Raw genomic sequence first — 24,247 nt, forward strand, 5'->3', positions numbered from 1 at the left:
CGTACATCGTGCGCATCAGACGCCGGTGCTTCATCAGGGCAATCGCTCCAGCAGGCTCCAGGCTCGAGCCTCCAGGCCATGGGGGTGCTGCGTAGCTGCGCAACTGGAATGATCTCTCCCCACCTTTCACCATCGGTGGAGAAGCCGCCGGTCCGGCGGGGCAGGTGATACGGCACACAGCGCCCGGACGGACGCATCCGAGTCCGGCAGAATGCCCGGGCTGCGGGACGAACCCTCGAAACAGCACACGGCAATCGAGGGAAGGAAAGGATTTCCGTGACAGATACGGACCTGCTCGCGACACCCGGGGTGGAATCCAACCCGATGGGCGACCGCGAAAGTGAATCCGGACAGATTTCGAAGATGAGCGAAAAAACCGACGTCGCACGATCGGGGCTGACTGGAATGTTGTTGCCGCAGTTGCGCGCGCTCGCGGGGGAGCTCGGTATCCGAGGCACCTCCGGAATGCGCAAGGGCGATTTGATCGCCGCCATCAAGGAAAATCAGGCCGGAAAGCCGGCGAAGGTGGAAAAGCCCGCCAAGGGCGATGCCAAATCCGCGGTTGCCACCGAGGCCGATGCCCCCGCCGAGTCGGCGGCCACCCGGTCGGCGTCGGTCAAGGCCGTGCAGGCGACCCTCGACGTGACGCCGGCGGCTTCGGCCACGGATACCGAAACTCCCGCCCCGGCGAAGGCGGCCCCCGCCGAGTCGGCGCCCGCTTCCACGAATGCGAACGCGGCCGAGCAGGCATCGTCGACCGCCGAGACCACCGAGGATTCCGGTCGCGAAGGCGGCCAGCGTGGTCGCGGCCGGCAGCGGCGCGGCCGTGACCAGGCGCGATCCGGCGGCGAGACCACGAACGCCGAGGCGCGTGGTGACGAGCCGAAACAGGAGGCCGAACAGGGCGGCGAGCGTCGTCGTGAACGCGGCCAGGGTGAACGCAGCCAGGGTGAACGCGGTCAGGGTGAACGCGGTCAGGGTGAACGCAGCCAGGGTGAACGCAGCCAGGGTGAACGCAGCCAGGGTGAACGCAGCCAGAGTGAACGCAGCCAGAATCAGAACGGTAGCCGCGGCGATGGCAGCCGTGGCGGAGACAACCGTGGCGGCGACGAGGAGGAGGGCGGCCGTGGTCGGCGCGGACGCCGTTTCCGTGAGCGTCGTCGTGGACGTGATCGCGATGGCGGTGGCGGTGGCGGCGAGGCCCGTGAGCTGGAGATCCGCGAAGACGACGTGCTGCAGCCGGTCGCGGGCATCCTCGATGTGCTGGACAATTACGCCTTTGTCCGCACCTCGGGTTACCTGGCCGGGCCGAATGACGTCTACGTGTCGATGAATCTGGTCCGCAAGAACGGCCTGCGCCGTGGTGACGCGATCACCGGGGCGGTGCGGGCTCCGCGCGACGGCGAGCAGAGCAATCAGCGGCAGAAGTTCGATCCGCTGGTGCGGCTCGACACGGTCAATGGCGGCGACGTCGAGGCGGCCAGGCGTCGTCCCGACTTCAGCAAGCTGACCCCGCTGTACCCCAACGAGCGGCTGCGCTTGGAGACCCAGCAGAACAAGCTGACCACTCGGGTGATCGACCTGATCATGCCGATCGGCAAGGGCCAGCGCGCGCTGATCGTCTCGCCGCCGAAGGCGGGTAAGACGACGATCATGCAGGACATCGCGAACGCGATCGCGACGAACAATCCCGAGTGCTACCTGATGGTCGTGCTGGTCGACGAGCGTCCCGAAGAAGTCACCGACATGCAGCGCTCGGTGAAGGGCGAGGTCATCGCCTCGACTTTCGACCGCCCGCCGTCGGACCACACCTCGGTTGCCGAACTCGCCATCGAGCGCGCCAAGCGCTTGGTGGAGATGGGCAGGGATGTCGTGGTGCTGCTCGATTCGATCACCCGACTGGGTCGCGCATACAACAACTCCTCGCCCGCCTCGGGGCGAATCCTGTCCGGTGGTGTCGATTCCACCGCGCTGTACCCGCCCAAGCGGTTCCTCGGCGCGGCGCGCAACATCGAGAACGGCGGCTCGCTGACGATCATGGCCACCGCCATGGTGGAGACCGGTTCGACCGGTGACACAGTGATCTTCGAGGAGTTCAAGGGCACCGGCAACGCCGAGCTCAAGCTGGACCGCAAGATCGCGGAGCGAAGGGTGTTCCCCGCGGTGGACGTCAACCCGTCCGGTACCCGCAAGGACGAGCTACTGCTCAGCCCCGACGAGGCGGCGGTGCTGCACAAGCTGCGCCGTGTACTGTCCGGCCTGGATTCGCACCAGGCGATCGATCTGCTGATCGATCGCCTGAAGAAATCGAAGAACAACCTCGAGTTCCTGATGTCGGTCAGCAAGACCGCGCCGGGCGCGCTCGACGAATAGGTTCACGAGTTGTTGCGCCGAAAGGGCCCCGCGCATGCGGGGCCCTTTCGGCGTCCGCGGGCCGAAGAACATGCCGCCGATCATGGCCGCACCGCTGATCAAGCAACCGAAGACCATCGCGCTGATCGTCACCGCGGAGCCTGTCACGTCGGTGTCCGATGCGTCCACTTCCACGTACGCCGCGTGCGCAGGCGTCGCGGAGTGCGTGGTTTCCGGGTGTGCACACCACCCCACCGCGACAGCGAGAATCAGTAGAACGTAAATTGCGGCAGCGACTCGGAGGTTCACGGTTTCTCCTTTCTGTCCACACGCGTCGGTGTGCATCACCACGCAGCCAGCTCGATGAATCCAACTGTTGGCGTTCCTGAGTAGCGCACTACCCGACTTCGGGCTTCTGACACGCCGCCAATTCGCGTGCCCGAGCTTCCAGAGGCGACGAGGACGGGTGATCACCGGGGCGGGAACAAACCACGTGCCCGAGGCGTTTTGGGAGCGTAACGGCATTTCTGGCATACTGAACGGTCGTTGCGTCTGCTCAGGCGAGCAGACCTCCCGCCTAGTCGGTTCCGGTTCACGTTCTGGCGAATCCGCGCTCGAGCGACCCGGCGGCCAAACCCGAGAGGACATCCATGAAGGCAGGAATTCACCCGGCGTATGTCGAGACCACGGTCGTATGTGGTTGCGGCAACACCTTCCAGACTCGCAGCACCAAGGAGTCGGGACACATCACCGTCGAGGTCTGCTCGCAGTGCCACCCGTTCTACACCGGCAAGCAGAAGATCCTCGACACCGGTGGGCGCGTGGCCCGCTTCGAGGCGCGCTACGGCAAGCGTGCCGGCAAGAAAGCCGACGCCAAGTAGCTTCCTCGCCGACGCCCGGTCCTGCTGTGCAGGCCGGGCGTCGGTGTTTTGTATGGACAGGTCTCAGGAGAAGGAAGCACCGTGACGCAACCGTCCGCCATCGACGACATTCTGGCCGAGTACGCGGGCTTGGAGACGCAGCTGGCCGATCCGTCGCTGCACAACGATGCGGGCGCCGCGCGTCGGGTCGGCAAGCGGTTCGCCGAGTTGGCTCCGATCATGGCCACCTACAACAAGCTGGAGGCGGCACGTGACGATCTGTCCGCCGCGCAGGAGCTCGCGGCAGATGATGCGGCCTTCGCCGCCGAGGTTCCCGATTTGGCGCGAGAGGTCGAGGAGTTGGAGCTGACGCTCGCCGACCTGCTCGCCCCGCGCGACCCGCACGACGGTGACGATGTCGTACTCGAGGTGAAGTCCGGTGAGGGCGGCGAGGAGTCCGCGCTGTTCGCCTCCGATCTGGCCCGCATGTACGTTCGCTATGCCGAACGACACGGCTGGAAGGTCGAGATTCTCGACGTCACCCTGTCCGATCTGGGTGGGTACAAAGAGGCGACGCTGTCGATCAAGAGTCGCGATGCCGCGCGCGACGGCGTGTGGTCGCGATTCAAGTTCGAGGGCGGCGTGCACCGTGTGCAGCGCGTCCCGGTGACCGAGTCGCAGGGGCGCATCCACACGTCGGCGGCGGGTGTGCTGATCTACCCGGAGCCCGACGAGGTCGAGGAGGTGCAGATCGACGAGTCCGATCTGCGCATCGATGTCTACCGCTCCTCCGGCAAGGGCGGGCAAGGCGTCAACACCACCGACTCCGCTGTGCGTATCACCCATCTGCCGTCGGGCATCGTGGTGACTTGCCAGAACGAGCGTTCACAGCTGCAGAACAAGGCCCGCGCCATGCAGGTGCTCGCGGCCAGGCTGCAAGCGCTGGCCGAAGAGCAGGCCGATCAGGAGGCGGCCGCGGGCCGGGCCAGCCAAATTCGCACCGTGGACCGCTCCGAGCGGATTCGCACCTACAACTTCCCGGAGAACCGGATCACCGATCATCGGATCGGTTTCAAGGCGCACAACCTGGACTCCGTGCTCGATGGCGACATGGACGCGCTGCTGGATGCTTTGGGGAAAGCGGATCGCGAAGCGCGTATGGCCGCGGAATAAACCCGCTTCGGGCAGAGTCGTTGTCATGTCTACGACTCGAGTCGCGCTGCGACCCGCCATCAACGACGCCATCGAGACCTTGCGGACGGCGGGTGTGCACAGCCCGCAGGCCGACGCCGAGCAGCTGGCGGCGCACGTTCTCGGCGTCGCGCGCACCAGGCTGGCGCTGACACCGCTCGTGTCGCCGGAGCAGCTGGCGGAGTACGGCGAGCTGGTTGCCCGCCGCGCGCAGCGTATTCCGTTGCAGCACTTGACCGGCACGGCCGCGATGGGCGCGATCGATCTCGCGGTCGGGCCCGGCGTCTTCGTGCCCCGCCCGGAGACCGAACTGCTGTTCGCCTGGGCGCTGGCCCAGCTGGAGGCGCTGCCGCACGACCACACCCCGATCGTCGTCGACCTGTGCACCGGGTCCGGAGCGCTCGCGCTGGCCATCGCGCACGCGCGCCCTGACGCCGACGTGCATGCGATCGAACTCGATCCCGCCGCGCTGCCGTGGGCGCGGCGCAACGCCGACGACCGCATCGCGGCCGGCGACACCCCGATCACCCTCTACGCCGACGATGTCACCGATCCCGCGCTGCTCGCCGATTTCGACGGCAGAGTGGACGTCGTGGTATCCAATCCGCCCTACATACCGGATGGTGCCCGCCTCGATCCCGAGGTGGCCGAGCACGACCCACATATCGCCCTGTTCGGCGGTCCGGACGGTCTGGACGTCATCCGCGCGATGCTCCCGAACATCACCCGGGTCCTTCGCCCGGGCGGCGCCACCGCCATCGAACACGATGACACCAACGGCTCCGGGGTAGCCGCCCTCCTCACCGCCACCGGCGCATTCGCCGATGTCATCGAACACCTCGACCTAGCAGGCAAACCCCGCTTCGTAGCCGCCACTCGCACTGCTCCGCCGCTCCGAGAATCCAGGCACCCCCGCCTCTCCGGGCTTTAGGCCGTACCAGTCGGGTGACGCATGATTTGCGTTCAGGTCCTGCGTTTGGTGCCGTCTCACTTCTGGGCGTGCCCGACGAGTTACCCATGTACTTACGAAACCAGTTGTCACGTGGGTATCGGCCGCGTCCACGGCACCCTTTGCCTGCCCATCGTCGAAGCGGCGGCCGCCACTTCCGAACCACGCCGGAGCGGCGCACCCATTGCGTTGAGTGTGCATCCCCTTGTGCCAGCTGAGCAGCCCCTGCGCCGGGTGTGCAGCGGTACCGACACAGCCGATACCAGCGTGACAGCTGATACCGAAGTGACAACTGATTTCGTGAGTACATGGGTAACTCGTCGGGCACGCCCAAAACCTTGCTCGGCACCCGACGCAGGACCTGAACGCAAATCCTGCGCTACCCGACTAGTACGGCCTGAATTCTCGGAGAGGCGGTACAGCATGCCAGGATGGGTGCTGTGAGTACCGTCTACGACTGCGCGGATCCCGACTCGCGTGCCGCCGGACTATCCGCAGCCACCAGCGCCCTGAAGTCCGGGCGGTTGGTCGTGCTGCCCACCGACACCCTGTATGGCGTGGCCGCCGACGCGTTCGATTCCAGCGCGGTGAGCTCGCTGTTGGCGGCCAAGCGCCGCGGCAGGGACATGCCGGTACCCGTTCTGGTCGGTTCCTGGCACACCATCGACGGCCTGGTGTTCTCGGTGCGCCCGCAGGCCCGTGAGTTGATCCGGGCGTTCTGGCCCGGCGGTCTGAGTCTCGTTGTGCAGCAAGCTCCTTCGCTAGCCTGGGATCTCGGCGACACGCGGGGGACAGTGATGCTGCGGATGCCACTGCACTCGGTCGCGCTGGAGCTGCTGCGCGAGGTCGGGCCGCTCGCGGTGTCCAGCGCCAACGTGTCCGGACAGGCACCGGCGCACACCGCGGCGGGGGCCCGTGACCAGCTCGGCGAGCTGGTCGGCGTCTACCTCGATGGGGGTCCCGCCGAGCACGCCGTCGCGTCCACCATCGTCGATCTGACCGCCGACCAGCCACGGATTCTGCGCGAGGGCGCGATCCCCATCGCCGACATCGCCGAGGTGCTCGGGATGCCGCCGGAGGCACTGACCGGCGCCGCGGCCCAGCAGCGGCTCGGATGATCGGGCCGAACCTCGGATGATCGGTTCGAGCGCTGTCGTTCCGCTTCGTGAGCTGCTGGTCGTGCTCCTCATCTCCTCGGTCGTGACCTTCCTGGCCACCGGCGGAGTCCGGGTACTGGCGATCGGCTTCGGCGCGGTCGCCGTGCCGCGCGATCGGGATGTGCATGTCAAGCCGATACCTCGCATGGGCGGCGTCGGGATGTACATCGGGGTCGTGGCAGCCGTGCTGTTCGCACACCAGCTACCTGCGCTGCGGAGCGGTTTCGATTACAAGCCGAACATCCCGATCGCGGTGCTCGTGGCGAGCACGCTGATCGTTCTCGTCGGGATCGTCGATGACCGCTGGGGACTGGATGCGCTCACCAAGTTCGCCGGGCAGGTGACCGCGGCAGGCGTGATGGCCGTGATGGGATTGGGCTGGTACGTCATCTACAACCCGTTCAGCAACACCACGGTGGTCTTGGATGGGTTGCAAGGTGGTCTGGTCACGGTCGCGGTCACCGTCACCCTGATCAATGCCATGAACTTCGTCGACGGCCTCGACGGTCTCGCGGCAGGCCTGGGCTTGATCGCAGCGCTCGCGGTCTTCGTGTTCTGCCTCGGATTGATGAACGAACAGGGCGGATCGGTCGACACCTATCCGCCGTCGCTGCTCGCCGCCGCCCTGGCGGGCGCCTGCCTCGGATTTCTGCCGCATAATTTTCAGCCCGCGCGAATTTTCATGGGCGATTCCGGCTCGATGTTGATCGGCCTGATGCTGGCCGCGGTATCGACCGGGGCATCCGGTCGAATTCCCTTGCAGGGATACGGGCCGCGCGACATCGTCGGTCTGCTGTCGCCGCTGTTGCTGGTGGGTGCGGTGATGTTCATTCCGGTGCTCGACATGCTGCTGGCCATCGTGCGTCGGGTGCGCGCGGGCGTGAGTTTCTCGACTCCGGACAAAATGCACTTGCATCATCGTTTGCTGCAGATCGGACACTCGCACCGTCGCGTCGTGCTGCTGATCTATTTGTGGGTCGGGGTGCTCGCGTTCGGCGCCGTCGGTACCTCTCTGATGGACCGCAGGCTGGTCGTTCTGCTGATGGCGGGCGGGTTGGTTTTCGCCCTCGTCATCACCGCGATTCCGGGGCTGCGGCGCGGGGAGCCCGCGGGCGACCGGACGCCGTCCGGGTAAAGTCGACGGCTGTGAGCGAGCTTGCGAGCGAACCATCAACACAGAGTGCCGAGCGCACGGCGGCGCCGAGCACCAGCGAGGTGATGTCGTGAGCTTCACTCCCACTCCCATCCCCGGACCTGATGCGCCGTTGCGGGCAGCGCTGCGCTACGGCCTGATCGGGCTCGGCATCCTGGTGGTCTCGGCCGTCGCGCTCGGCTCCGCGGTCGCGGGGATGTCCGGAGTGTGGGGTGCGCTGCTCGGCGCCGCGATCGGCGGCGGCTTCATCCTGACCACCGCGGCCGTCGTACTGTTCGGCGCGAAGCTGCCACCGAGTACCGCGGGGCTGGTCATGCTGGCCAGCTGGGTCGGCAAGGTGTTGGTGGCCCTGGTGGTCATCGCGATCCTGAATCGGTTCGAGTTCTACGACCGGGTCGCCCTGTTCCTCACGGTGGTCGGAGCCCTGGTCATCGTCCTGGGAGCGGAGACGTATGGCGTTCTGCGCCAGAAGGTTCCATACGTGACGACCACCGAAACGGAAGGTTCGCCGGGTACCGGCGAGTAACAAACCCCACCCACCTACACGCTGTCGTAGATAGCTTGGTAAAGTCTTGGTAAGCAAGCAATCAAGCGAGGGGGGATCGCCCAGATCCCTTCGAGTGTCGCTATGCTTACTGCCGTGCCGGGCCCCGAGGGTTCCGGTTCTGCATGTCGACGATGTCGCCGACACACGTACAGACGCCGGGTGGAGTCAAAACCGCCGCACAGCTGCTGACGAACTTCGAGCCGACCTGAGTCGACCCAATTTGATCGTCAATGTCCGATCGAACCGCGGGAATGACCGTACCCGCGGCCCGAACACGGGAGAGAACGCTGAGCGTCACCACTCTGGCGGCCGAGTTCCACGCGCCGTCGCTTACCGACTTCTTCCCTCCAGCTGTGCTGTTCGAGGGTACGCCGTTCGAACTCGATCGATTGATGCTGATTCGCATCCTGATGACCGCCGTCCTGGTCCTGGTCATGACGCTGGCATTCCGCTCGCCCAGGATCGTTCCGCGCGGTCTGCAGAATGTCGCGGAAATCGGCCTGGTCTTCGTCAAGGAGCAGATCTGCGACGAGGTATTGGGTAAGGAATCGGGCCGCAAATTCTTCCCGCTGATAGCGACGATCTTCTTCACGGTCCTCTTTCTGAACTTCTCCGGCGTCATTCCTGGGTTGAACATCTCGTCGAACGCCCGAATCGGCATGCCCCTGGTGCTGGCCGTCATCGCATACTTGGCGTTCAACTACATCGGTATCCGGAAGTACGGATTCCTTACCTACATGCGCAGCAGCATCGTCGTTCCGAATGTTCCCCCTGCGTTGCATGTGTTGCTGATTCCGATCGAGTTCGTATCGACCTTCATCCTGCGCCCGTTCACGCTGACCGTCCGACTCATGGCGAACATGCTGGCCGGCCACATCATGCTGGTGCTGTTCTTCAGCGCGACCTGGTTCTTCCTGTTCGACGCCGCAGCGTGGATGAAGGTGTTCTCGCCGTTCTCACTGCTCGCCGGGCTCGGGTTCACGCTGTTCGAGCTGTTGGTCATCTTCCTGCAGGCTTACGTGTTTGCGTTGCTGACCGCCGTCTACATCGGGCTCGCGCAGCACGCCGACGCTCACTGACCTGACCGACCACAACTACCGGAAACCTGCTACACCACGCCGACCGGCGGGTGAGCAACAGAAAGGGAATGGAAGACTCATGAGCCTCGCTTACCTGGCCCAGGAAGCCGCGACGACCCCCGACAAGTTCAAGGGTTTCGGTGCCATCGGCTACGGTCTTGCCGCGATCGGCCCCGGCATCGGCGTCGGCATCGTCGTCGGCAAGGCGATCGAGGGTATTGCTCGCCAGCCTGAGCTGCAGGGCACCATCCGGACCAATATGTTCCTCGGTATCGCGTTCACCGAGGCGCTGGCCCTGATCGGCCTCGTCGCCGGCTTCATTTTCTGATTCCGATGTACGAGTCAGCTTTGCTCGCGGCGGCGGAGGGAGAGGAAGTGAATCCTCTCATCCCCGAAACGTATGACATCGTCTGGTCGATCGTCTGCGTCATCATCATCGGGATCCTGTTCTACAAGTACGTGGTCCCGCGTCTGATGAAGACGCTCGATGAGCGCTCCGACAAGATCGAGGGCGGCATCGCTCGTGCCGAGGCCGCGCAGGAAGAAGCTCAGCTCACCCTGCAGCAGTACCAGCAGCAGCTGGCCGAAGCCCGGCTCGAAGCCGCGCGTATCCGTGAGGACGCGCGCACCCAGGGCCAGCAGATCCTCGCGCAGATGCGCGCCGAGGCCCAGGCCGAAAGCGACCGCATAGTCGCCGCGGGCCACACCCAGCTGGAAGCCCAGCGCCAGCAGATCCTGACCGAGCTGCGCTCCGAGGTCGGCCGCACGGCCGTCGATCTGGCCGAAAAGATTATCGGGCAGTCGGTTTCGGACGAAGCCAAGCAGGCGGCATCGATCGAGCGGTTCCTCGACGAACTCGACGAGTCGGATGCAGGCATCGGGGTCGGAAGGTAGCGATGCCTGAGCGGGTCAGCGGCCGGAGGCGGCAGCGGAGCGTAACCACGGAGGCCGCCCCGGGAAGGCAGAATCCAACACAGTGAAAGTGAGAAGCATGTACGCAGCGAGCCGCGAGGCCAGCTCCCGGTCCCGGGAGGCGCTTCGGGCCGCTCTGACCGGAAGCGACAGTGTTGCGGCCACGACGGGGTCGGAACTGTTCGCCGTTGTCGCCGTGCTGGACGACCAGCGTTCGCTGCGTGTGGCGCTCGCGGACGTGTCGGTACCGGGATCCGTGCGCGCGGAGCTGTGCGAGCGGGTCTTCGGCGGCAAGGTCAGCGCTGCCACGCTGGCGGTGCTGACCACTGCGGTGGCCCAGAACTGGTCGCGCACCTCGAACCTGGTCGACACTTTGGTGCTGCTCGGTCAGGAGGCGTTGCTGGAGTCGGCGGCCGACAGCGGCCGGCTCGACGCGGTCGAGGACGAGCTGTTCCGGCTCGGCCGGATCATCAGCGACAACCCGGAGTTGGAGCAGGCACTGTCGGATCGGGCGAAGTCGGCCTCGGCCAAGCGCGATCTGGTTGCGCGTTTGCTGACGGGCAAGACGGAGCCCATCACCCTGACCCTGGCGGAGCAGGTGGTGACCAGGCAGCGGTCGAGCATCGGCGCCGCCTTCGACGAACTGTCCGACCTGGCAGCGGGTCGTCGTGATCAGATCGTCGCGCATGTGCGCGCCGCGATCGCGCTCACCCAGCGGCAGCGCGAGCGGCTGGCCACGGCGCTGCGGCGCATCTACGACAGGGCGATCACGGTGCACGTCCAGGTCGACCCGAGTTTGCTGAGCGGACTCGTCGTGCACATCGGTGACGATGTGATCGACGGCAGCGCCATCGGCCGACTGGAAAAGCTGCGCCGGGCCCTGACCTAGCGCGCGCTCACCACCCCCGACATTCCAGACCCAGACAGCGAGAGCAGGAAGAACATGGCGGAGCTGACGATCTCCTCCGACGAGATCCGTAGCGCGATCGAGAGCTACACCCAGAGCTACACCCCCGAGACCTCCATCGAAGAAGTCGGTGTGGTCACCGATACCAGCGACGGCATCGCGCATGTCAGCGGCCTGCCCTCGGCGATGGCCAACGAGCTGCTCGAGTTCCCTGGCGGCGTGCTCGGCGTCGCGCTGAACCTCGAGGACCGTGCGATCGGTGCGGTCATCCTCGGCGAGTTCGCCGAGATCGAGGAGGGCCAGGAGGTTCGCCGGACCGGTGACGTGCTCTCGGTTCCGGTCGGCGACAAGTTCCTCGGCCGCGTCGTGAACCCGCTCGGCCAGCCGATCGACGGTCTAGGCGAGATCGAGGCCGAAGAGCAGCGCGTGCTCGAGCTGCAGGCCGCGACTGTGCTGGAGCGCCAGCCGGTCGAGGAGCCGCTGGCCACCGGCATTACCGCCATCGACGCCCTGACCGCGATCGGTCGTGGCCAGCGCCAGCTGATCATCGGCGACCGCAAGACCGGCAAGACCGCGGTCTGCATCGACGCCATCCTGGCGCAGAAGGCGAACTGGGAGACGGGCGACTCGAATAAGCAGGTGCGCTGCATCTACGTCGCGATCGGTCAGAAGGGTTCCACCATCGCGGGCGTCAAGACCGCGCTGGAGCAGCACGGCGCGATGGAGTACACCACCATCGTCGCGGCCCCCGCGTCGGACTCCGCCGGCTTCAAGTGGCTGGCTCCGTACACCGGTTCGGCTATCGGCCAGCACTGGATGTACCAGGGCAAACACGTCCTGATCGTGTTCGATGACCTGACCAAGCAGGCCGAGGCGTACCGCGCCATCTCGCTGCTGCTGCGTCGCCCGCCGGGCCGCGAGGCGTACCCGGGTGACGTCTTCTACCTCCACTCCCGTCTTCTGGAGCGTTGCGCGAAGCTGTCCGACGAGATGGGTGCGGGCTCGATGACCGGTCTGCCGATCATCGAGACGAAGGCCAACGACATCTCGGCGTTCATTCCGACCAATGTCATCTCCATCACCGACGGCCAGGTCTTCCTCGAGTCCGACCTGTTCAACAAGGGTGTCCGTCCGGCGATCAACGTCGGTACCTCGGTCTCCCGCGTCGGTGGCGCCGCTCAGACCAAGGGCATGAAGAAGGTCGCCGGATCGCTGCGTCTGGAAATGGCCCAGTATCGCGAGCTGGAGGCGTTCTCCGCGTTCGCCTCCGATCTCGACGCCGCGTCGCTGGCGCAGCTCGAGCGCGGCGCCCGCTGGGTGGAGCTGCTCAAGCAGGACCAGTACTCGCCGGTCCCGGTCGAGGACCAGATCGTGTCGATCTACCTGGTCGACGGCGGCTACTACGACTCGGTTCCGGTCGCCGACATCCGCCGGTTCAGCACCGAGCTGCTGGAAGACCTGCACCGCACCGCGGCCGACGCGTTCAAGTCCATCGCAGGCGGCAAGGTGCTCGACGGTGACGCGGCCGACGCGATCAAGGCGGCGACCGACAAGTTCAAGCAGGGCTTTCTCGCCTCCGACGGCAGTCGCGTGGTCGATGAGGACGCCGGTGAGCTCGACCACGAAGAGGTCGAGTCGCTGTCGGTGACCCGCAAACACGTCGAGAAGTAACGCGGGCCTGCAATGCGCTATTCGATCCGCGGCATGAGCGCCGGGCACGGAGGCGGAAGCATCCGTAGCCACGAAGTGCCCCGCGAATGCTGCCAATCTACTGCCGCGAAGGAAGGGAGTGTGAACCGCTGATGGCAAGCTTGCGTGAATTGCGTTCCCGCATTCGTGGTGTGAATTCGATCAAGAAGATCACCAAGGCCCAAGAGCTGATCGCGACCTCGCGAATCTCCAAGGCCCAGGCGAGGGTCGCGGCTGCGAAGCCGTACGCGGAGGAGATCACGAAGGTTCTCAGCGAGCTGGCGAGTGCGTCGAAGAACCTCTCGCACCCGCTGCTGACCGAGCGACCCAACGCCCGTCGTGCCGCGGTGCTGGTGATCACCAGCGACAGCGGCATGTGCGGTGGCTACAACTCGAACGTGCTCAAACGCGCCGAAGAGTTGATGACCACCTTGCGGGATGAGGGCAAGGAGCCGGTGCTCTACGTCATGGGCAACAAAGGCCTGACCTACTACACCTTCCGCAATCGCCCGTTCGTGTCGGCTTGGACCGGGTTCTCGCAGCAGCCGAAGTACACCGACGCTTCCGCCGCCTGCCACCACATGGTGGAAGCCTTCATGGCCGGTGCGGACGGCGAGGTTCCCGCACCAAACGGGACGGGCACCATCGCAGGTGTCGACGAACTGCACATCGTGTACACCCGCTTCGTGTCGATGCTGACCCAGAACCCGGAGGTGCGCCGTCTTGCGCCGATCCAGGTGAGCTTCGTCGATGAGAACTTCGACTTGGGCGAGGACAGCCTCTCGGATTCCGCGACCGCGGACGTCCACGCCCAGTACGAATTCGAGCCCGACGCCGATGTACTGCTGGCGGCGCTGCTGCCGAAGTACGTCAATACGCGTATCTACGCGTCGTTGCTCGAGGCAGCGGCATCCGAGTCCGCGGCTCGGCGCACCGCAATGAAGGCCGCCACCGACAACGCCAACGAACTGGCCAGTGTGCTCACACGCCAGGCCAACTCGGTGCGTCAGGCCCAGATCACGCAGGAAATCAGCGAAATCGTCGGCGGCGTGAACGCGCTGGCGTCGAGCTCGGACCGCGACTAAGCGCCGCGGCATGAGACGGGTACGGAGGCGGAAGCGTGCGTAACCACGAAGTGCCCCGCGAATGCCGCCAATCGACACGGAAGAGAACCAACCAATGACCGCAGCTGTTACTCGAGACAACACGAGCCGGACGGGCGCCGCCGCAGGCCGCGTCGTCCGGGTCATCGGCCCCGTCGTGGACGTCGAGTTCCCGCGGGGAGCCATCCCCGAGCTGTTCAACGCTCTGCACGCCGAGATCACGTTGACCTCGGTGGCCAAGACACTGACCCTCGAGGTCGCCCAGCACCTCGGCGACAACATCGTGCGCACCATCTCGATGCAGCCGACCGACGGCCTGGTCCGTGGCGCCACGGTCACCGACACCGGCAAGCCGATCTCGGTGCCGGTCGGTGACGTCGTCAAGGGCCACGTCTTCAACGCCCTCGGCGACTGTCTGGACACTCCTGGCCTCGGCCGTGACGGCGAGCAGTGGGGCATCCACCGCAAGCCGCCGTCGTTCGACCAGCTCGAGGGCAAGACCGAGATCCTGGAGACGGGCATCAAGGTCATCGACCTGCTCACCCCCTATGTGAAGGGTGGCAAGATCGGTCTGTTCGGTGGCGCCGGTGTCGGTAAGACCGTTCTGATCCAGGAGATGATCACCCGTATTGCGCGGGAATTCTCCGGCACCTCCGTGTTCGCCGGCGTCGGCGAGCGCACCCGTGAAGGCACCGATCTCCGGCTGGAGATGGAAGAGATGGGCGTCCTCCCGGACACCGCCCTGGTCTTCGGCCAGATGGACGAGCCGCCGGGCACGCGTATGCGCGTCGCCCTCTCGGCCCTGACCATGGCCGAGTACTTCCGCGACGTGCAGCACCAGGACGTGCTGCTGTTCATCGACAATATCTTCCGGTTCACACAGGCCGGTTCCGAGGTGTCGACCCTGCTCGGCCGCATGCCCTCGGCCGTCGGTTACCAGCCGACGCTGGCCGACGAGATGGGTGAGCTGCAGGAGCGCATCACCTCGACCCGTGGTCGGTCCATCACCTCGCTGCAGGCCATCTACGTGCCCGCCGACGACTACACCGACCCGGCGCCGGCGACCACCTTCGCCCACTTGGACGCGACGACCGAGCTCTCCCGCCCGATCTCGCAGAAGGGCATCTACCCGGCCGTCGACCCGCTGACCTCGACCTCCCGCATCCTGGAGGCCTCGATCGTCGGCGATCGGCACTTCGCGGTCGCCAACGAGGTGAAGCGGATCCTGCAGAAGTACAAGGAGCTGCAGGACATCATCGCCATCCTCGGTATGGACGAGCTCTCCGAGGAGGACAAGGTCCTCGTGGGCCGCGCCCGTCGTCTGGAGAAGTTCCTCGGCCAGAACTTCATCGTGGCCGAAAAGTTCACCGGGCAGGTGGGCTCGGTCGTGCCGCTGGAGCAGACCATCGACGACTTCGACCGTGTCTGCAAGGGCGAGTTCGACCACTTCCCGGAGCAGGCGTTCAACAGCTGCGGTGGTCTCGACGACGTCGAGGCGGCCGCGAAGAAGATCGCCGGAAAGTAGTCATCGATGGCGGAAATGTCAGTTGATCTCGTCGCCGTCGAGCGACTGCTCTGGTCGGGCCAGGCGTCCTTCGTCAGCGCGCAGACCACCGAGGGCCAGATCGGCATCATGCCGGGGCACGAGCCGCTGCTCGGCCAGTTGGTCGAGGGCGGCACCGTCGCCATCGTGGACACCGACGGTGAGCGGATCGTCGCCGCGGTGCACGGTGGCTTCTTCTCGGTGACCGCGAGCTCGGTCCGGGTTCTGGCCGAGTCCGCGGAGTTCGCCGACGAGGTGGATGTCGAGGCGGCCCGCCGGGTGCTGGCCGACTCGGAGGCCAGCCAAGAGCAGCAGAGGGCCGCTCAGGCCCGGGTGCGCGCGGTCGAGCAGAACGCGACCGCGTAAGCAACAACCTGTCAATGAGCACGACGGCTGTCGGCGGTGAAGATTTCTTCACCGCCGACAGCGTCTTTGTAGACGCACGGAGAGCGCGCTCGCCGAGGCACTGTCGGATCGCGCAACGCTCGGACACGGCCGGGCCATTTGTAAACTCGGGGCCGTGGTTGAATGACCGCACGCGGTGTGAGCATCAGGCTCGGAGGCGGCAGGCTGCGTAACCACGAAGGGCCTGCGAACGATGCCAATCGAATACCGTGTCGATGACACAGCGGCGGAGCGAAAGGACGAACTGCATTGCAGACCGGGATGGTTCTCCTGATCATTCTGGTGCTGACGCTCGTTTTCCTCGCACTTGCCTCGAGCTATCGCCTGATCATGCTGCGTCGCGGTGGAACTGCCGCGATTCTGCGGGTGCTGCCTGCTAGCGGTGGTCAAGGTTGGCGGCATGGGTTGATCCGTTACGACGAGGACCGGCTCGTCTTCTTCAAGCTCACCAGCCTCAGACTCGGTCCGGATTCCACGATTCGGCGCCAGGGCGTCGAAATCGGTGACCGCCGCGGTCCACGCGGCGACGAATACGACATCATGACCGACGACATCGCGGTGATCACGGTGTCGGATCCGGCTGGCGGCTTCGAGTTGGCCCTCGACCGCGACTCCTTGACTGCTTTTCTTTCCTGGGTGGAATCCCGCCCCTCCGACCGCACCCGCCGGATGCCTGGTCTCTGAGCGCATAAGGTTGTCTTGTGAGCGAGCGAACAACAGGCACAGCCGAGCGTCGTCGCTCGGTCATGACTGAGCCGATCGCCGGCGAGGTGCAGTCGTGAGTGTGCATTTGACGCGGATCTATACGCGGACCGGCGATGACGGGACCACGGGTTTGAGCGACTTCTCCAGGGTCGCCAAGACCGAAGCGCGCTTGGTCGCCTACGCGGACTGCGACGAGACGAACGCCGCCATCGGTGTGGCGATCGCACTCGGGCAGCCGGATGAGGCGATGCTCGCGGTGCTGCGGCAGATACAGAATGATCTGTTCGACGCGGGCGCGGACCTCTCCACACCGATGGTGGCGGAGCCGAAATACCCGCCACTGCGCGTCACCCAGCCGTACGTCGATCGTCTCGAAGCTTGGTGTGACGAGTTCAATGCGGGACTGCCAACGCTGAATTCGTTCATTCTGCCCGGCGGGACGCCGCTTGCGGCACTGCTGCACACGGCGCGCACCGTGGCTCGCCGCGCGGAACGTTCCGCATGGGCCGCGATCGAAGCGCACCAGGAGGACACCAGCGTTCTGCCGGCCAAGTACCTCAATCGCCTGTCCGACCTGCTGTTCATCCTGAGCCGAGTGGCGAATCCCGGCGGCGATATCCTGTGGAAGCCTGGCGGGGACCGGACGAGCACCTGATCGTGTGGTGAGGACACGCGAGTACACGAACAACTCACCGGGCATGCCGGAAATGTGACGGGATCGAACCGTCGCCCGCAAAAATGCCCACCTCGCGACACCTGCCGCTCGGCAAATAATGCGGAGAGGCGAGGGGAGTCGCGAAGAGGTGGCGCCACAGCGGGCCGCCGCAACTATCCTTGCACCAACAGTGCGCCGAATACGCGGAGAGGCGGCATGGAACGGTTTTTGGTTACTGGCGGGAATAGACTCGTCGGTGAGGTCACAGTGGGGGGCGCCAAGAACAGCGTCCTCAAGCTGATGGCCGCTGCGTTGCTGGCCGAGGGCACCACCACGATCACGAACTGCCCGGACATCCTCGATGTGCCGCTGATGGGCGACGTGTTGCGCGGTCTCGGCTGTGACGTCGGGATCGACGGCGGGGTGGTCACCATCACCACTCCCGCCGAGCCGAAGTACCACGCGGATTTCCCAGCGGTCACCCAGTTCCGCGCGTCGGTGTGTGTGCTCGGTCCGCTGATGGCGCGGTGCAAGCGCGCCGTCGTCGCACTTCCCGGCGGTGACGCGATCGGTTCGCGCCCGCTCGACATGCATCAGGCGGGACTGCGGTTGCTCGGCGCGACCAGCGAGATCGAGCACGGCTGCGTGGTCGCGCGCGCCGATGAACTGCAGGGTGCCAAAATCCGGCTGGATTTCCCCTCCGTCGGCGCGACCGAGAACATCCTCATGGCGGCGGTGCTCGCCGAGGGGGAAACGGTGATCGACAACGCCGCGCGCGAACCCGACATCGTTGATCTGTGCCACATGCTCGTCCAGATGGGCGCGCGGATCAGTGGCGCGGGCACCTCGGTGCTCACCATCCAGGGCGTCGAGCGGCTCGCGCCGACGACCCACCGCGTAATCGGCGACCGCATCGTGGCCGCGACCTGGGGGATCGCCGCGGCGATGACGATGGGCGACGTACGCGTGACCGGGGTGAACCCCAAGCATCTTTCGCTGGTGCTGGACAAGTTGCGTTCCGCGGGTGCGCGGATCTCGTTCGAGCAGGACGGGTTCCGTGTGATCCAGGCTGAGCGCCCGCGCGCGGTGAACTTCTCGACGCTGCCGTTCCCCGGTTTCCCGACCGACCTCCAGCCGATGGCGATCGGATTGGCGGCCATCGCCGACGGCACCTCGATGATCACCGAGAACATCTTCGAGGCGCGTTTCCGGTTCGTGGAGGAGATGATCCGGCTCGGCGCCGACGCCCGGACCGATGGGCACCACGCGGTGGTGCGCGGTATTCCTCGGTTGTCGAGCGCGCCGGTGTGGTCGTCCGATATCCGGGCCGGCGCCGGTCTGGTCCTCGCCGGTCTGGTCGCCGACGGAACCACGGAAGTGCACGATGTCTTCCATATCGATCGCGGCTACCCGAATTTCGTCGAGCAGTTGCAGTCATTGGGCGGGCAGGTCGAGCGTGTCGGTGCGGCGGGTTGATCCCGAGTGCGCGGCGCTTTCCGAAAATGCTTCCTGACCAGGCGATTTGACATCGTTCACACAGACACGTAACTTTATCCAGGTCAGAGCGACACGGACACCGACCCGGGGCCGAGAAGCTAAGCGGAGACGCTGAGCGAGAGGCTAGGGAAACGAGGTAGGACGAGGAGCGCCTGGCGTTCACACTGGTTCGAGCGGGATCCTGATTTTGTTCGGGTGATCGGGTTGAGCTAAGCTGGGTAGGTTGCCTCACTGATCAATCGGGTTTGAAATCCGGGTGATGGTGTGTGCGTGTGTTCTTTGAGAACTCAATAGTGTGTCGATGAATGTCAGTGCCAATTTTTATATTGGTTCCGGCCTTTCTTTCCCCCCGGTTGGAAGGTTGGACATTTTAGTCAACATTTTGTTGGCGTTTTGTTTTGCTGGGTTTTCGGACTCTGGTTCATACTTCTGATTGCACCTCTTCGGGGGTGTGGTTGTGAGTCTTCAACGGAGAGTTTGATCCTGGCTCAGGACGAACGCTGGCGGCGTGCTTAACACATGCAAGTCGAGCGGTAAGGCCCTTCGGGGTACACGAGCGGCGAACGGGTGAGTAACACGTGGGTGATCTGCCTCGTACTTCGGGATAAGCCTGGGAAACTGGGTCTAATACCGGATAGGACCTGCTGGTGCATGCTGGTGGGTGGAAAGATTTATCGGTGCGAGATGGGCCCGCGGCCTATCAGCTTGTTGGTGGGGTAACGGCTCACCAAGGCGACGACGGGTAGCCGACCTGAGAGGGTGACCGGCCACACTGGGACTGAGACACGGCCCAGACTCCTACGGGAGGCAGCAGTGGGGAATATTGCACAATGGGCGAAAGCCTGATGCAGCGACGCCGCGTGAGGGATGACGGCCTTCGGGTTGTAAACCTCTTTCGACAGGGACGAAGGGAAACTGACGGTACCTGTAGAAGAAGCACCGGCCAACTACGTGCCAGCAGCCGCGGTAATACGTAGGGTGCGAGCGTTGTCCGGAATTACTGGGCGTAAAGAGCTTGTAGGCGGTTTGTCGCGTCGTCTGTGAAAACTCACAGCTCAACTGTGAGCTTGCAGGCGATACGGGCAGACTTGAGTACTTCAGGGGAGACTGGAATTCCTGGTGTAGCGGTGAAATGCGCAGATATCAGGAGGAACACCGGTGGCGAAGGCGGGTCTCTGGGAAGTAACTGACGCTGAGAAGCGAAAGCGTGGGTAGCGAACAGGATTAGATACCCTGGTAGTCCACGCCGTAAACGGTGGGTACTAGGTGTGGGTTTCCTTCCACGGGATCCGTGCCGTAGCTAACGCATTAAGTACCCCGCCTGGGGAGTACGGCCGCAAGGCTAAAACTCAAAGGAATTGACGGGGGCCCGCACAAGCGGCGGAGCATGTGGATTAATTCGATGCAACGCGAAGAACCTTACCTGGGTTTGACATACACCGGAAACCTGCAGAGATGTAGGCCCCCTTGTGGTCGGTGTACAGGTGGTGCATGGCTGTCGTCAGCTCGTGTCGTGAGATGTTGGGTTAAGTCCCGCAACGAGCGCAACCCTTATCTTATGTTGCCAGCGCGTAATGGCGGGGACTCGTGAGAGACTGCCGGGGTCAACTCGGAGGAAGGTGGGGACGACGTCAAGTCATCATGCCCCTTATGTCCAGGGCTTCACACATGCTACAATGGCCGGTACAGAGGGCTGCGAGACCGTGAGGTGGAGCGAATCCCTTAAAGCCGGTCTCAGTTCGGATCGGGGTCTGCAACTCGACCCCGTGAAGTTGGAGTCGCTAGTAATCGCAGATCAGCAACGCTGCGGTGAATACGTTCCCGGGCCTTGTACACACCGCCCGTCACGTCATGAAAGTCGGTAACACCCGAAGCCGGTGGCCTAACCCCTTGTGGGAGGGAGCCGTCGAAGGTGGGATTGGCGATTGGGACGAAGTCGTAACAAGGTAGCCGTACCGGAAGGTGCGGCTGGATCACCTCCTTTCTAAGGAGCACTTCTGCACGGCACCCCGAAGAGTCGGGGATGGTAAACGCTGGTGCCAGAGACCGTTGAGTCCTCGTCTGTGGGACTGCGGATGCTCATGGGTGGAACGCTGACGCTTTCCTCCGCGGTATCAACTGGTTTCGTGACTGGTTGGCGGTGGGATATATCGACACACTGTTGGGTCCTGAGAGAACACGCGAGTGTTTCTTTCTAGGCGAATACATGATCCGGTTCGGATGCTACGCAGACCGCACTCTTCGGGGTGGTCGTGGTGGTGGGTTCGTTCGAGTCGGGTGTGTTGTTTGAGAACTGCACAGTGGACGCGAGCATCTTTGTTTGTAAGTGTTTAAGAGCGTACGGTGGATGCCTTGGCACCAGGAGCCGATGAAGGACGTAGGAGGCTGCGATAAGCCTCGGGGAGCTGTCAACCGAGCTGAGATCCGAGGATGTCCGAATGGGGAAACCCAGCACGAGTGATGTCGTGTTACCCGCACCTGAATATATAGGGTGTGTGGAGGGAACGCGGGGAAGTGAAACATCTCAGTACCCGCAGGAAGAGAAAACAATTGTGATTCCGTGAGTAGTGGCGAGCGAAAGCGGATGAGGCTAAACCATGCGGATGTGATACCCGGCAGGGGTTGTCCGTGTGGTGTTGTGGGGCTCACTTTCTTGTCACTGCCGTGGCGAGCAACAGTCAGAAAGGTTCGTGTTAGTCGAAGTGGTCTGGAACGGCCTGTCGTAGAGGGTGAGAGTCCCGTAGACGAAAACACGTGCCCTGTTGTAGTGGGTGCCCGAGTAGCAGCGGGCCCGTGAAATCTGCTGTGAATCTGCCGGGACCACCCGGTAAGCCTGAATACTCCCTGGTGACCGATAGCGGACTAGTACCGTGAGGGAAAGGTGAAAAGTACCCCGGGAGGGGAGTGAAATAGTACCTGAAACCGTGCGCTTACAATCCGTCAAAGCCTTTGGGCAGTTGAGTCTGCCGGGGGTGATGGCGTGCCTTTTGAAGAATGAGCCTGCGAGTTAGTGGCATGTGGCGAGGTTAACCCGTGTGGGGTAGCCGTAGCGAAAGCGAGTCCGAATAGGGCGTTCCAGTCGCGTGTTCTAGACCCGAAGCGGAGTGATCTACCCATGGCCAGGGTGAAGCGACGGTAAGACGTCGTGGAGGCCCGAACCCACTTAGGTTGAAAACTGAGGGGATGAGTTGTGGGTAGGGGTGAAAGGCCAATCAAACTCCGTGATAGCTGGTTCTCCCCGAAATGCATTTAGGTGCAGCGTCACGTGTTTCACGCCGGAGGTAGAGCTACTGGATGGTCTAGGGGGCCTACAAGCTTACCGAAATCAGCCAAACTCCGAATGCCGGTGTGTGAGAGCGTGGCAGTGAGACTGCGGGGGATAAGCTTCGTAGTCGAGAGGGAAACAGCCCAGATCGCCGGCTAAGGCCCCTAAGCGTGTACTAAGTGGAAAAGGATGTGGGGTCGCGAAGACAACCAGGAGGTTGGCTTAGAAGCAGCCACCCTTGAAAGAGTGCGTAATAGCTCACTGGTCAAGTGATCCTGCGCCGACAATGTAGCGGGGCTCAAGTACACCGCCGAAGCCGCGGCACTCGAACAATACATCCGCATCCGACTCCGGTTGGGTGTGCAGTGGTTCGGGTGGGTAGGGGAGCGTCCTGCATCCAGGGAAGCCACGGAGTGATCCAGTGGTGGAGGGTGTGGGAGTGAGAATGCAGGCATGAGTAGCGAAAGACGAGTGAGAAACTCGTCCGCCGAATGACCAAGGGTTCCTGGGCCAGGTTAATCCGCCCAGGGTGAGTCGGGACCTAAGGCGAGGCCGACAGGCGTAGTCGATGGACAACGGGTTGATATTCCCGTACCCGTGTATCCGCGCCCATGATGAATCAGTTGTGCTAAGTGTCCAAAACCTCCGAGAAGACCTTCGGGTCTCGAGTGAGGGGCTGCACACGACCCCGGCTGGTAGTAGTCAAGCGATGGGGTGACGCAGGAAGGTAGCTGGGCCAGTCAGTGGTTGTACTGGTGTAAGCCTGTAGGGCGTTGTGTAGGCAAATCCGCACAACACGTGCCTGAGAGGTGATGCGTAGCCGATTGAGGTGAATTCAGTGATCCTATGCTGCCGAGAAAAGCCTCTAGTGAGTTGATACACGGCCCGTACCCCAAACCGACACAGGTGGTCAGGTAGAGAATACCGAGGCGATCGAGAGAACTGTGGTTAAGGAACTCGGCAAAATGCCCCCGTAACTTCGGGAGAAGGGGGACCACGTCTGGTGACGACCCTCGCGGTCCGAGCTGGGTGTGGTCGCAGAGACCAGAGAGAAGCGACTGTTTACTAAAAACACAGGTCCGTGCGAAGTCGTAAGACGATGTATACGGACTGACGCCTGCCCGGTGCCGGAAGGTTAAGAGGACCGGTTAGCGCCCTTCGGGGTGCGAAGCTGAGAATTTAAGCCCCGGTAAACGGCGGTGGTAACTATAACCATCCTAAGGTAGCGAAATTCCTTGTCGGGTAAGTTCCGACCTGCACGAATGGCGTAACGACTTCTCTGCTGTCTCAACCACAGACTCGGCGAAATTGCATTACGAGTAAAGATGCTCGTTACGCGCGGCAGGACGAAAAGACCCCGGGACCTTCACTATAGCTTGGTATTGGTGTTCGGTACGGTTTGTGTAGGATAGGTGGGAGACTACGAAGCGGGCACGCCAGTGTTCGTGGAGTCATCGTTGAAATACCACTCTGATCGTATTGGACTTCTAACCTCGGACCATGATCTGGTTCAGGGACAGTGCCTGGTGGGTAGTTTAACTGGGGCGGTTGCCTCCTAAAATGTAACGGAGGCGCCCAAAGGTTCCCTCAGCCTGGTTGGCAATCAGGTGTCGAGTGCAAGTGCACAAGGGAGCTTGACTGTGAGACAGACATGTCGAGCAGGGACGAAAGTCGGGACTAGTGATCCGGCACCGGCAAGTGGAAGCGGTGTCGCTCAACGGATAAAAGGTACCCCGGGGATAACAGGCTGATCTTCCCCAAGAGTCCATATCGACGGGATGGTTTGGCACCTCGATGTCGGCTCGTCGCATCCTGGGGCTGGAGTAGGTCCCAAGGGTTGGGCTGTTCGCCCATTAAAGCGGCACGCGAGCTGGGTTTAGAACGTCGTGAGACAGTTCGGTCTCTATCCGCCGCGCGCGTCAGAAACTTGAGGAAGGCTGTCCCTAGTACGAGAGGACCGGGACGGACGAACCTCTGGTGTGCCAGTTGTCCTGCCAAGGGCACCGCTGGTTAGCTACGTTCGGAAGGGATAACCGCTGAAAGCATCTAAGCGGGAAGCCTGTTCCAAGATGAGGTTTCTCACCACCATCGAGTGGTTAAGGCCCCCTACAGACCATAGGGTTGATAGGCCAGAACTGGAAGCACGGCAACGTGTGGAGGTGACTGGTACTAATAGGCCGAGGACTTACCAACAAAGAAGCTACGCGTCCACTGTGCAGTATCTGAAACAACACACAAACACAACACCACACCACCCACCCCAACAAGGTGAACAGTG

The 24,247-nt window shown here is 63.5% G+C and carries 19 protein-coding genes and 2 rRNA genes; all 21 read left to right on the top strand.

Features of this window, described 5'->3' with window-relative positions; translation table 11 throughout:
- The first annotated feature begins 276 nt into the window (after positions 1 to 276).
- The gene (gene rho, locus OH799_RS30225) at positions 277 to 2,373 is read left to right on the top strand and encodes a transcription termination factor Rho (protein WP_406271106.1); all 2,097 of its coding nucleotides are present in this window, start codon (positions 277 to 279) and stop codon (positions 2,371 to 2,373) included.
- Positions 2,374 to 2,407: 34 nt separating this feature from the next.
- A complete protein-coding gene (locus tag OH799_RS30230) occupies positions 2,408 to 2,635 on the top strand; it encodes a hypothetical protein (protein ID WP_406271109.1) in 228 nt (75 codons plus the stop codon).
- A 367-nt stretch (positions 2,636 to 3,002) separates the two neighbouring features.
- On the top strand, positions 3,003 to 3,233 hold the full coding sequence (rpmE, locus tag OH799_RS30235) for a 50S ribosomal protein L31 (protein ID WP_062982643.1): 231 nt from the start codon (positions 3,003 to 3,005) through the stop codon (positions 3,231 to 3,233).
- An 81-nt stretch (positions 3,234 to 3,314) separates the two neighbouring features.
- Positions 3,315 to 4,385, top strand: a complete 1,071-nt coding sequence (gene prfA, locus OH799_RS30240) for a peptide chain release factor 1 (protein WP_406271112.1) — start codon at positions 3,315 to 3,317, stop codon at positions 4,383 to 4,385.
- A 25-nt stretch (positions 4,386 to 4,410) separates the two neighbouring features.
- Positions 4,411 to 5,334 (top strand): peptide chain release factor N(5)-glutamine methyltransferase, encoded by a 924-nt coding sequence (gene prmC, locus OH799_RS30245; RefSeq protein ID WP_406271115.1) that lies wholly within the window; start codon positions 4,411 to 4,413, stop codon positions 5,332 to 5,334.
- A 458-nt stretch (positions 5,335 to 5,792) separates the two neighbouring features.
- A complete protein-coding gene (locus tag OH799_RS30250; protein WP_406282735.1) occupies positions 5,793 to 6,470 on the top strand; it encodes an L-threonylcarbamoyladenylate synthase in 678 nt (225 codons plus the stop codon).
- A 16-nt stretch (positions 6,471 to 6,486) separates the two neighbouring features.
- Positions 6,487 to 7,644: a glycosyltransferase family 4 protein gene (locus tag OH799_RS30255; RefSeq protein ID WP_406271118.1), complete on the top strand. Its 1,158-nt coding sequence runs from the start codon at positions 6,487 to 6,489 to the stop codon at positions 7,642 to 7,644.
- A gap of 88 nt (positions 7,645 to 7,732) precedes the next feature.
- Entirely contained in the window at positions 7,733 to 8,188 is a 456-nt protein-coding gene (locus OH799_RS30260; protein ID WP_406271121.1) for a hypothetical protein, read from the top strand.
- Between the two features lie 251 nt (positions 8,189 to 8,439).
- Positions 8,440 to 9,288, top strand: a complete 849-nt coding sequence (gene atpB / locus OH799_RS30265) for a F0F1 ATP synthase subunit A (protein ID WP_406271124.1) — start codon at positions 8,440 to 8,442, stop codon at positions 9,286 to 9,288.
- A 79-nt stretch (positions 9,289 to 9,367) separates the two neighbouring features.
- Positions 9,368 to 9,616: an ATP synthase F0 subunit C gene (locus OH799_RS30270; protein WP_327113151.1), complete on the top strand. Its 249-nt coding sequence runs from the start codon at positions 9,368 to 9,370 to the stop codon at positions 9,614 to 9,616.
- Positions 9,617 to 9,621: 5 nt separating this feature from the next.
- Complete coding sequence (locus OH799_RS30275; protein ID WP_357265769.1) at positions 9,622 to 10,182, top strand: F0F1 ATP synthase subunit B; 561 nt, start codon at positions 9,622 to 9,624, stop codon at positions 10,180 to 10,182.
- A gap of 97 nt (positions 10,183 to 10,279) precedes the next feature.
- A complete protein-coding gene (locus OH799_RS30280) occupies positions 10,280 to 11,089 on the top strand; it encodes a F0F1 ATP synthase subunit delta (RefSeq protein WP_406271129.1) in 810 nt (269 codons plus the stop codon).
- A 54-nt stretch (positions 11,090 to 11,143) separates the two neighbouring features.
- On the top strand, positions 11,144 to 12,778 hold the full coding sequence (gene atpA / locus OH799_RS30285) for a F0F1 ATP synthase subunit alpha (protein WP_406271132.1): 1,635 nt from the start codon (positions 11,144 to 11,146) through the stop codon (positions 12,776 to 12,778).
- 131 nt (positions 12,779 to 12,909) lie between these two features.
- Positions 12,910 to 13,881: a F0F1 ATP synthase subunit gamma gene (locus OH799_RS30290; protein WP_406271136.1), complete on the top strand. Its 972-nt coding sequence runs from the start codon at positions 12,910 to 12,912 to the stop codon at positions 13,879 to 13,881.
- Between the two features lie 94 nt (positions 13,882 to 13,975).
- Entirely contained in the window at positions 13,976 to 15,424 is a 1,449-nt protein-coding gene (gene atpD, locus OH799_RS30295; RefSeq protein WP_357265761.1) for a F0F1 ATP synthase subunit beta, read from the top strand.
- A 6-nt stretch (positions 15,425 to 15,430) separates the two neighbouring features.
- Complete coding sequence (locus OH799_RS30300) at positions 15,431 to 15,808, top strand: F0F1 ATP synthase subunit epsilon (protein ID WP_406271140.1); 378 nt, start codon at positions 15,431 to 15,433, stop codon at positions 15,806 to 15,808.
- 300 nt (positions 15,809 to 16,108) lie between these two features.
- A complete protein-coding gene (locus OH799_RS30305; RefSeq protein WP_357265757.1) occupies positions 16,109 to 16,531 on the top strand; it encodes a DUF2550 domain-containing protein in 423 nt (140 codons plus the stop codon).
- A 94-nt stretch (positions 16,532 to 16,625) separates the two neighbouring features.
- Complete coding sequence (locus OH799_RS30310; protein WP_406271144.1) at positions 16,626 to 17,207, top strand: cob(I)yrinic acid a,c-diamide adenosyltransferase; 582 nt, start codon at positions 16,626 to 16,628, stop codon at positions 17,205 to 17,207.
- A 216-nt stretch (positions 17,208 to 17,423) separates the two neighbouring features.
- Entirely contained in the window at positions 17,424 to 18,683 is a 1,260-nt protein-coding gene (murA, locus tag OH799_RS30315) for a UDP-N-acetylglucosamine 1-carboxyvinyltransferase (protein ID WP_357265753.1), read from the top strand.
- Between the two features lie 486 nt (positions 18,684 to 19,169).
- Positions 19,170 to 20,688: ribosomal RNA gene (locus OH799_RS30320) — 16S ribosomal RNA — on the top strand.
- 336 nt (positions 20,689 to 21,024) lie between these two features.
- A 23S ribosomal RNA gene (locus tag OH799_RS30325) occupies positions 21,025 to 24,162 on the top strand.
- The 16S and 23S rRNA genes sit together here, the layout of an rRNA operon.
- Positions 24,163 to 24,247 lie beyond the last annotated feature (85 nt).

The sequence above is a fragment of the Nocardia sp. NBC_00881 genome (genome assembly GCF_045207455.1).
GTDB lineage: Bacteria > Actinomycetota > Actinomycetes > Mycobacteriales > Mycobacteriaceae > Nocardia.

What these genes read in the sequence shown, in the direction of transcription:
- rpmE (WP_062982643.1), top strand. Translation starts at nt 3,003, where the DNA reads ATGAAGGCAGGAATTCACCCGGCGTATGTCGAGACCACGGTCGTATGT.
- atpD (WP_357265761.1), top strand. Translation starts at nt 13,976, where the DNA reads ATGACCGCAGCTGTTACTCGAGACAACACGAGCCGGACGGGCGCCGCC.
- atpA (WP_406271132.1), top strand. Translation starts at nt 11,144, where the DNA reads ATGGCGGAGCTGACGATCTCCTCCGACGAGATCCGTAGCGCGATCGAG.
- OH799_RS30255 (WP_406271118.1), top strand. Translation starts at nt 6,487, where the DNA reads ATGATCGGTTCGAGCGCTGTCGTTCCGCTTCGTGAGCTGCTGGTCGTG.
- OH799_RS30270 (WP_327113151.1), top strand. Translation starts at nt 9,368, where the DNA reads ATGAGCCTCGCTTACCTGGCCCAGGAAGCCGCGACGACCCCCGACAAG.
- murA (WP_357265753.1), top strand. Translation starts at nt 17,424, where the DNA reads ATGGAACGGTTTTTGGTTACTGGCGGGAATAGACTCGTCGGTGAGGTC.
- OH799_RS30275 (WP_357265769.1), top strand. Translation starts at nt 9,622, where the DNA reads ATGTACGAGTCAGCTTTGCTCGCGGCGGCGGAGGGAGAGGAAGTGAAT.
- prmC (WP_406271115.1), top strand. Translation starts at nt 4,411, where the DNA reads ATGTCTACGACTCGAGTCGCGCTGCGACCCGCCATCAACGACGCCATC.
- OH799_RS30290 (WP_406271136.1), top strand. Translation starts at nt 12,910, where the DNA reads ATGGCAAGCTTGCGTGAATTGCGTTCCCGCATTCGTGGTGTGAATTCG.
- OH799_RS30300 (WP_406271140.1), top strand. Translation starts at nt 15,431, where the DNA reads ATGGCGGAAATGTCAGTTGATCTCGTCGCCGTCGAGCGACTGCTCTGG.
- OH799_RS30230 (WP_406271109.1), top strand. Translation starts at nt 2,408, where the DNA reads ATGCGGGGCCCTTTCGGCGTCCGCGGGCCGAAGAACATGCCGCCGATC.
- OH799_RS30305 (WP_357265757.1), top strand. Translation starts at nt 16,109, where the DNA reads ATGGTTCTCCTGATCATTCTGGTGCTGACGCTCGTTTTCCTCGCACTT.
- atpB (WP_406271124.1), top strand. Translation starts at nt 8,440, where the DNA reads ATGTCCGATCGAACCGCGGGAATGACCGTACCCGCGGCCCGAACACGG.
- OH799_RS30280 (WP_406271129.1), top strand. Translation starts at nt 10,280, where the DNA reads ATGTACGCAGCGAGCCGCGAGGCCAGCTCCCGGTCCCGGGAGGCGCTT.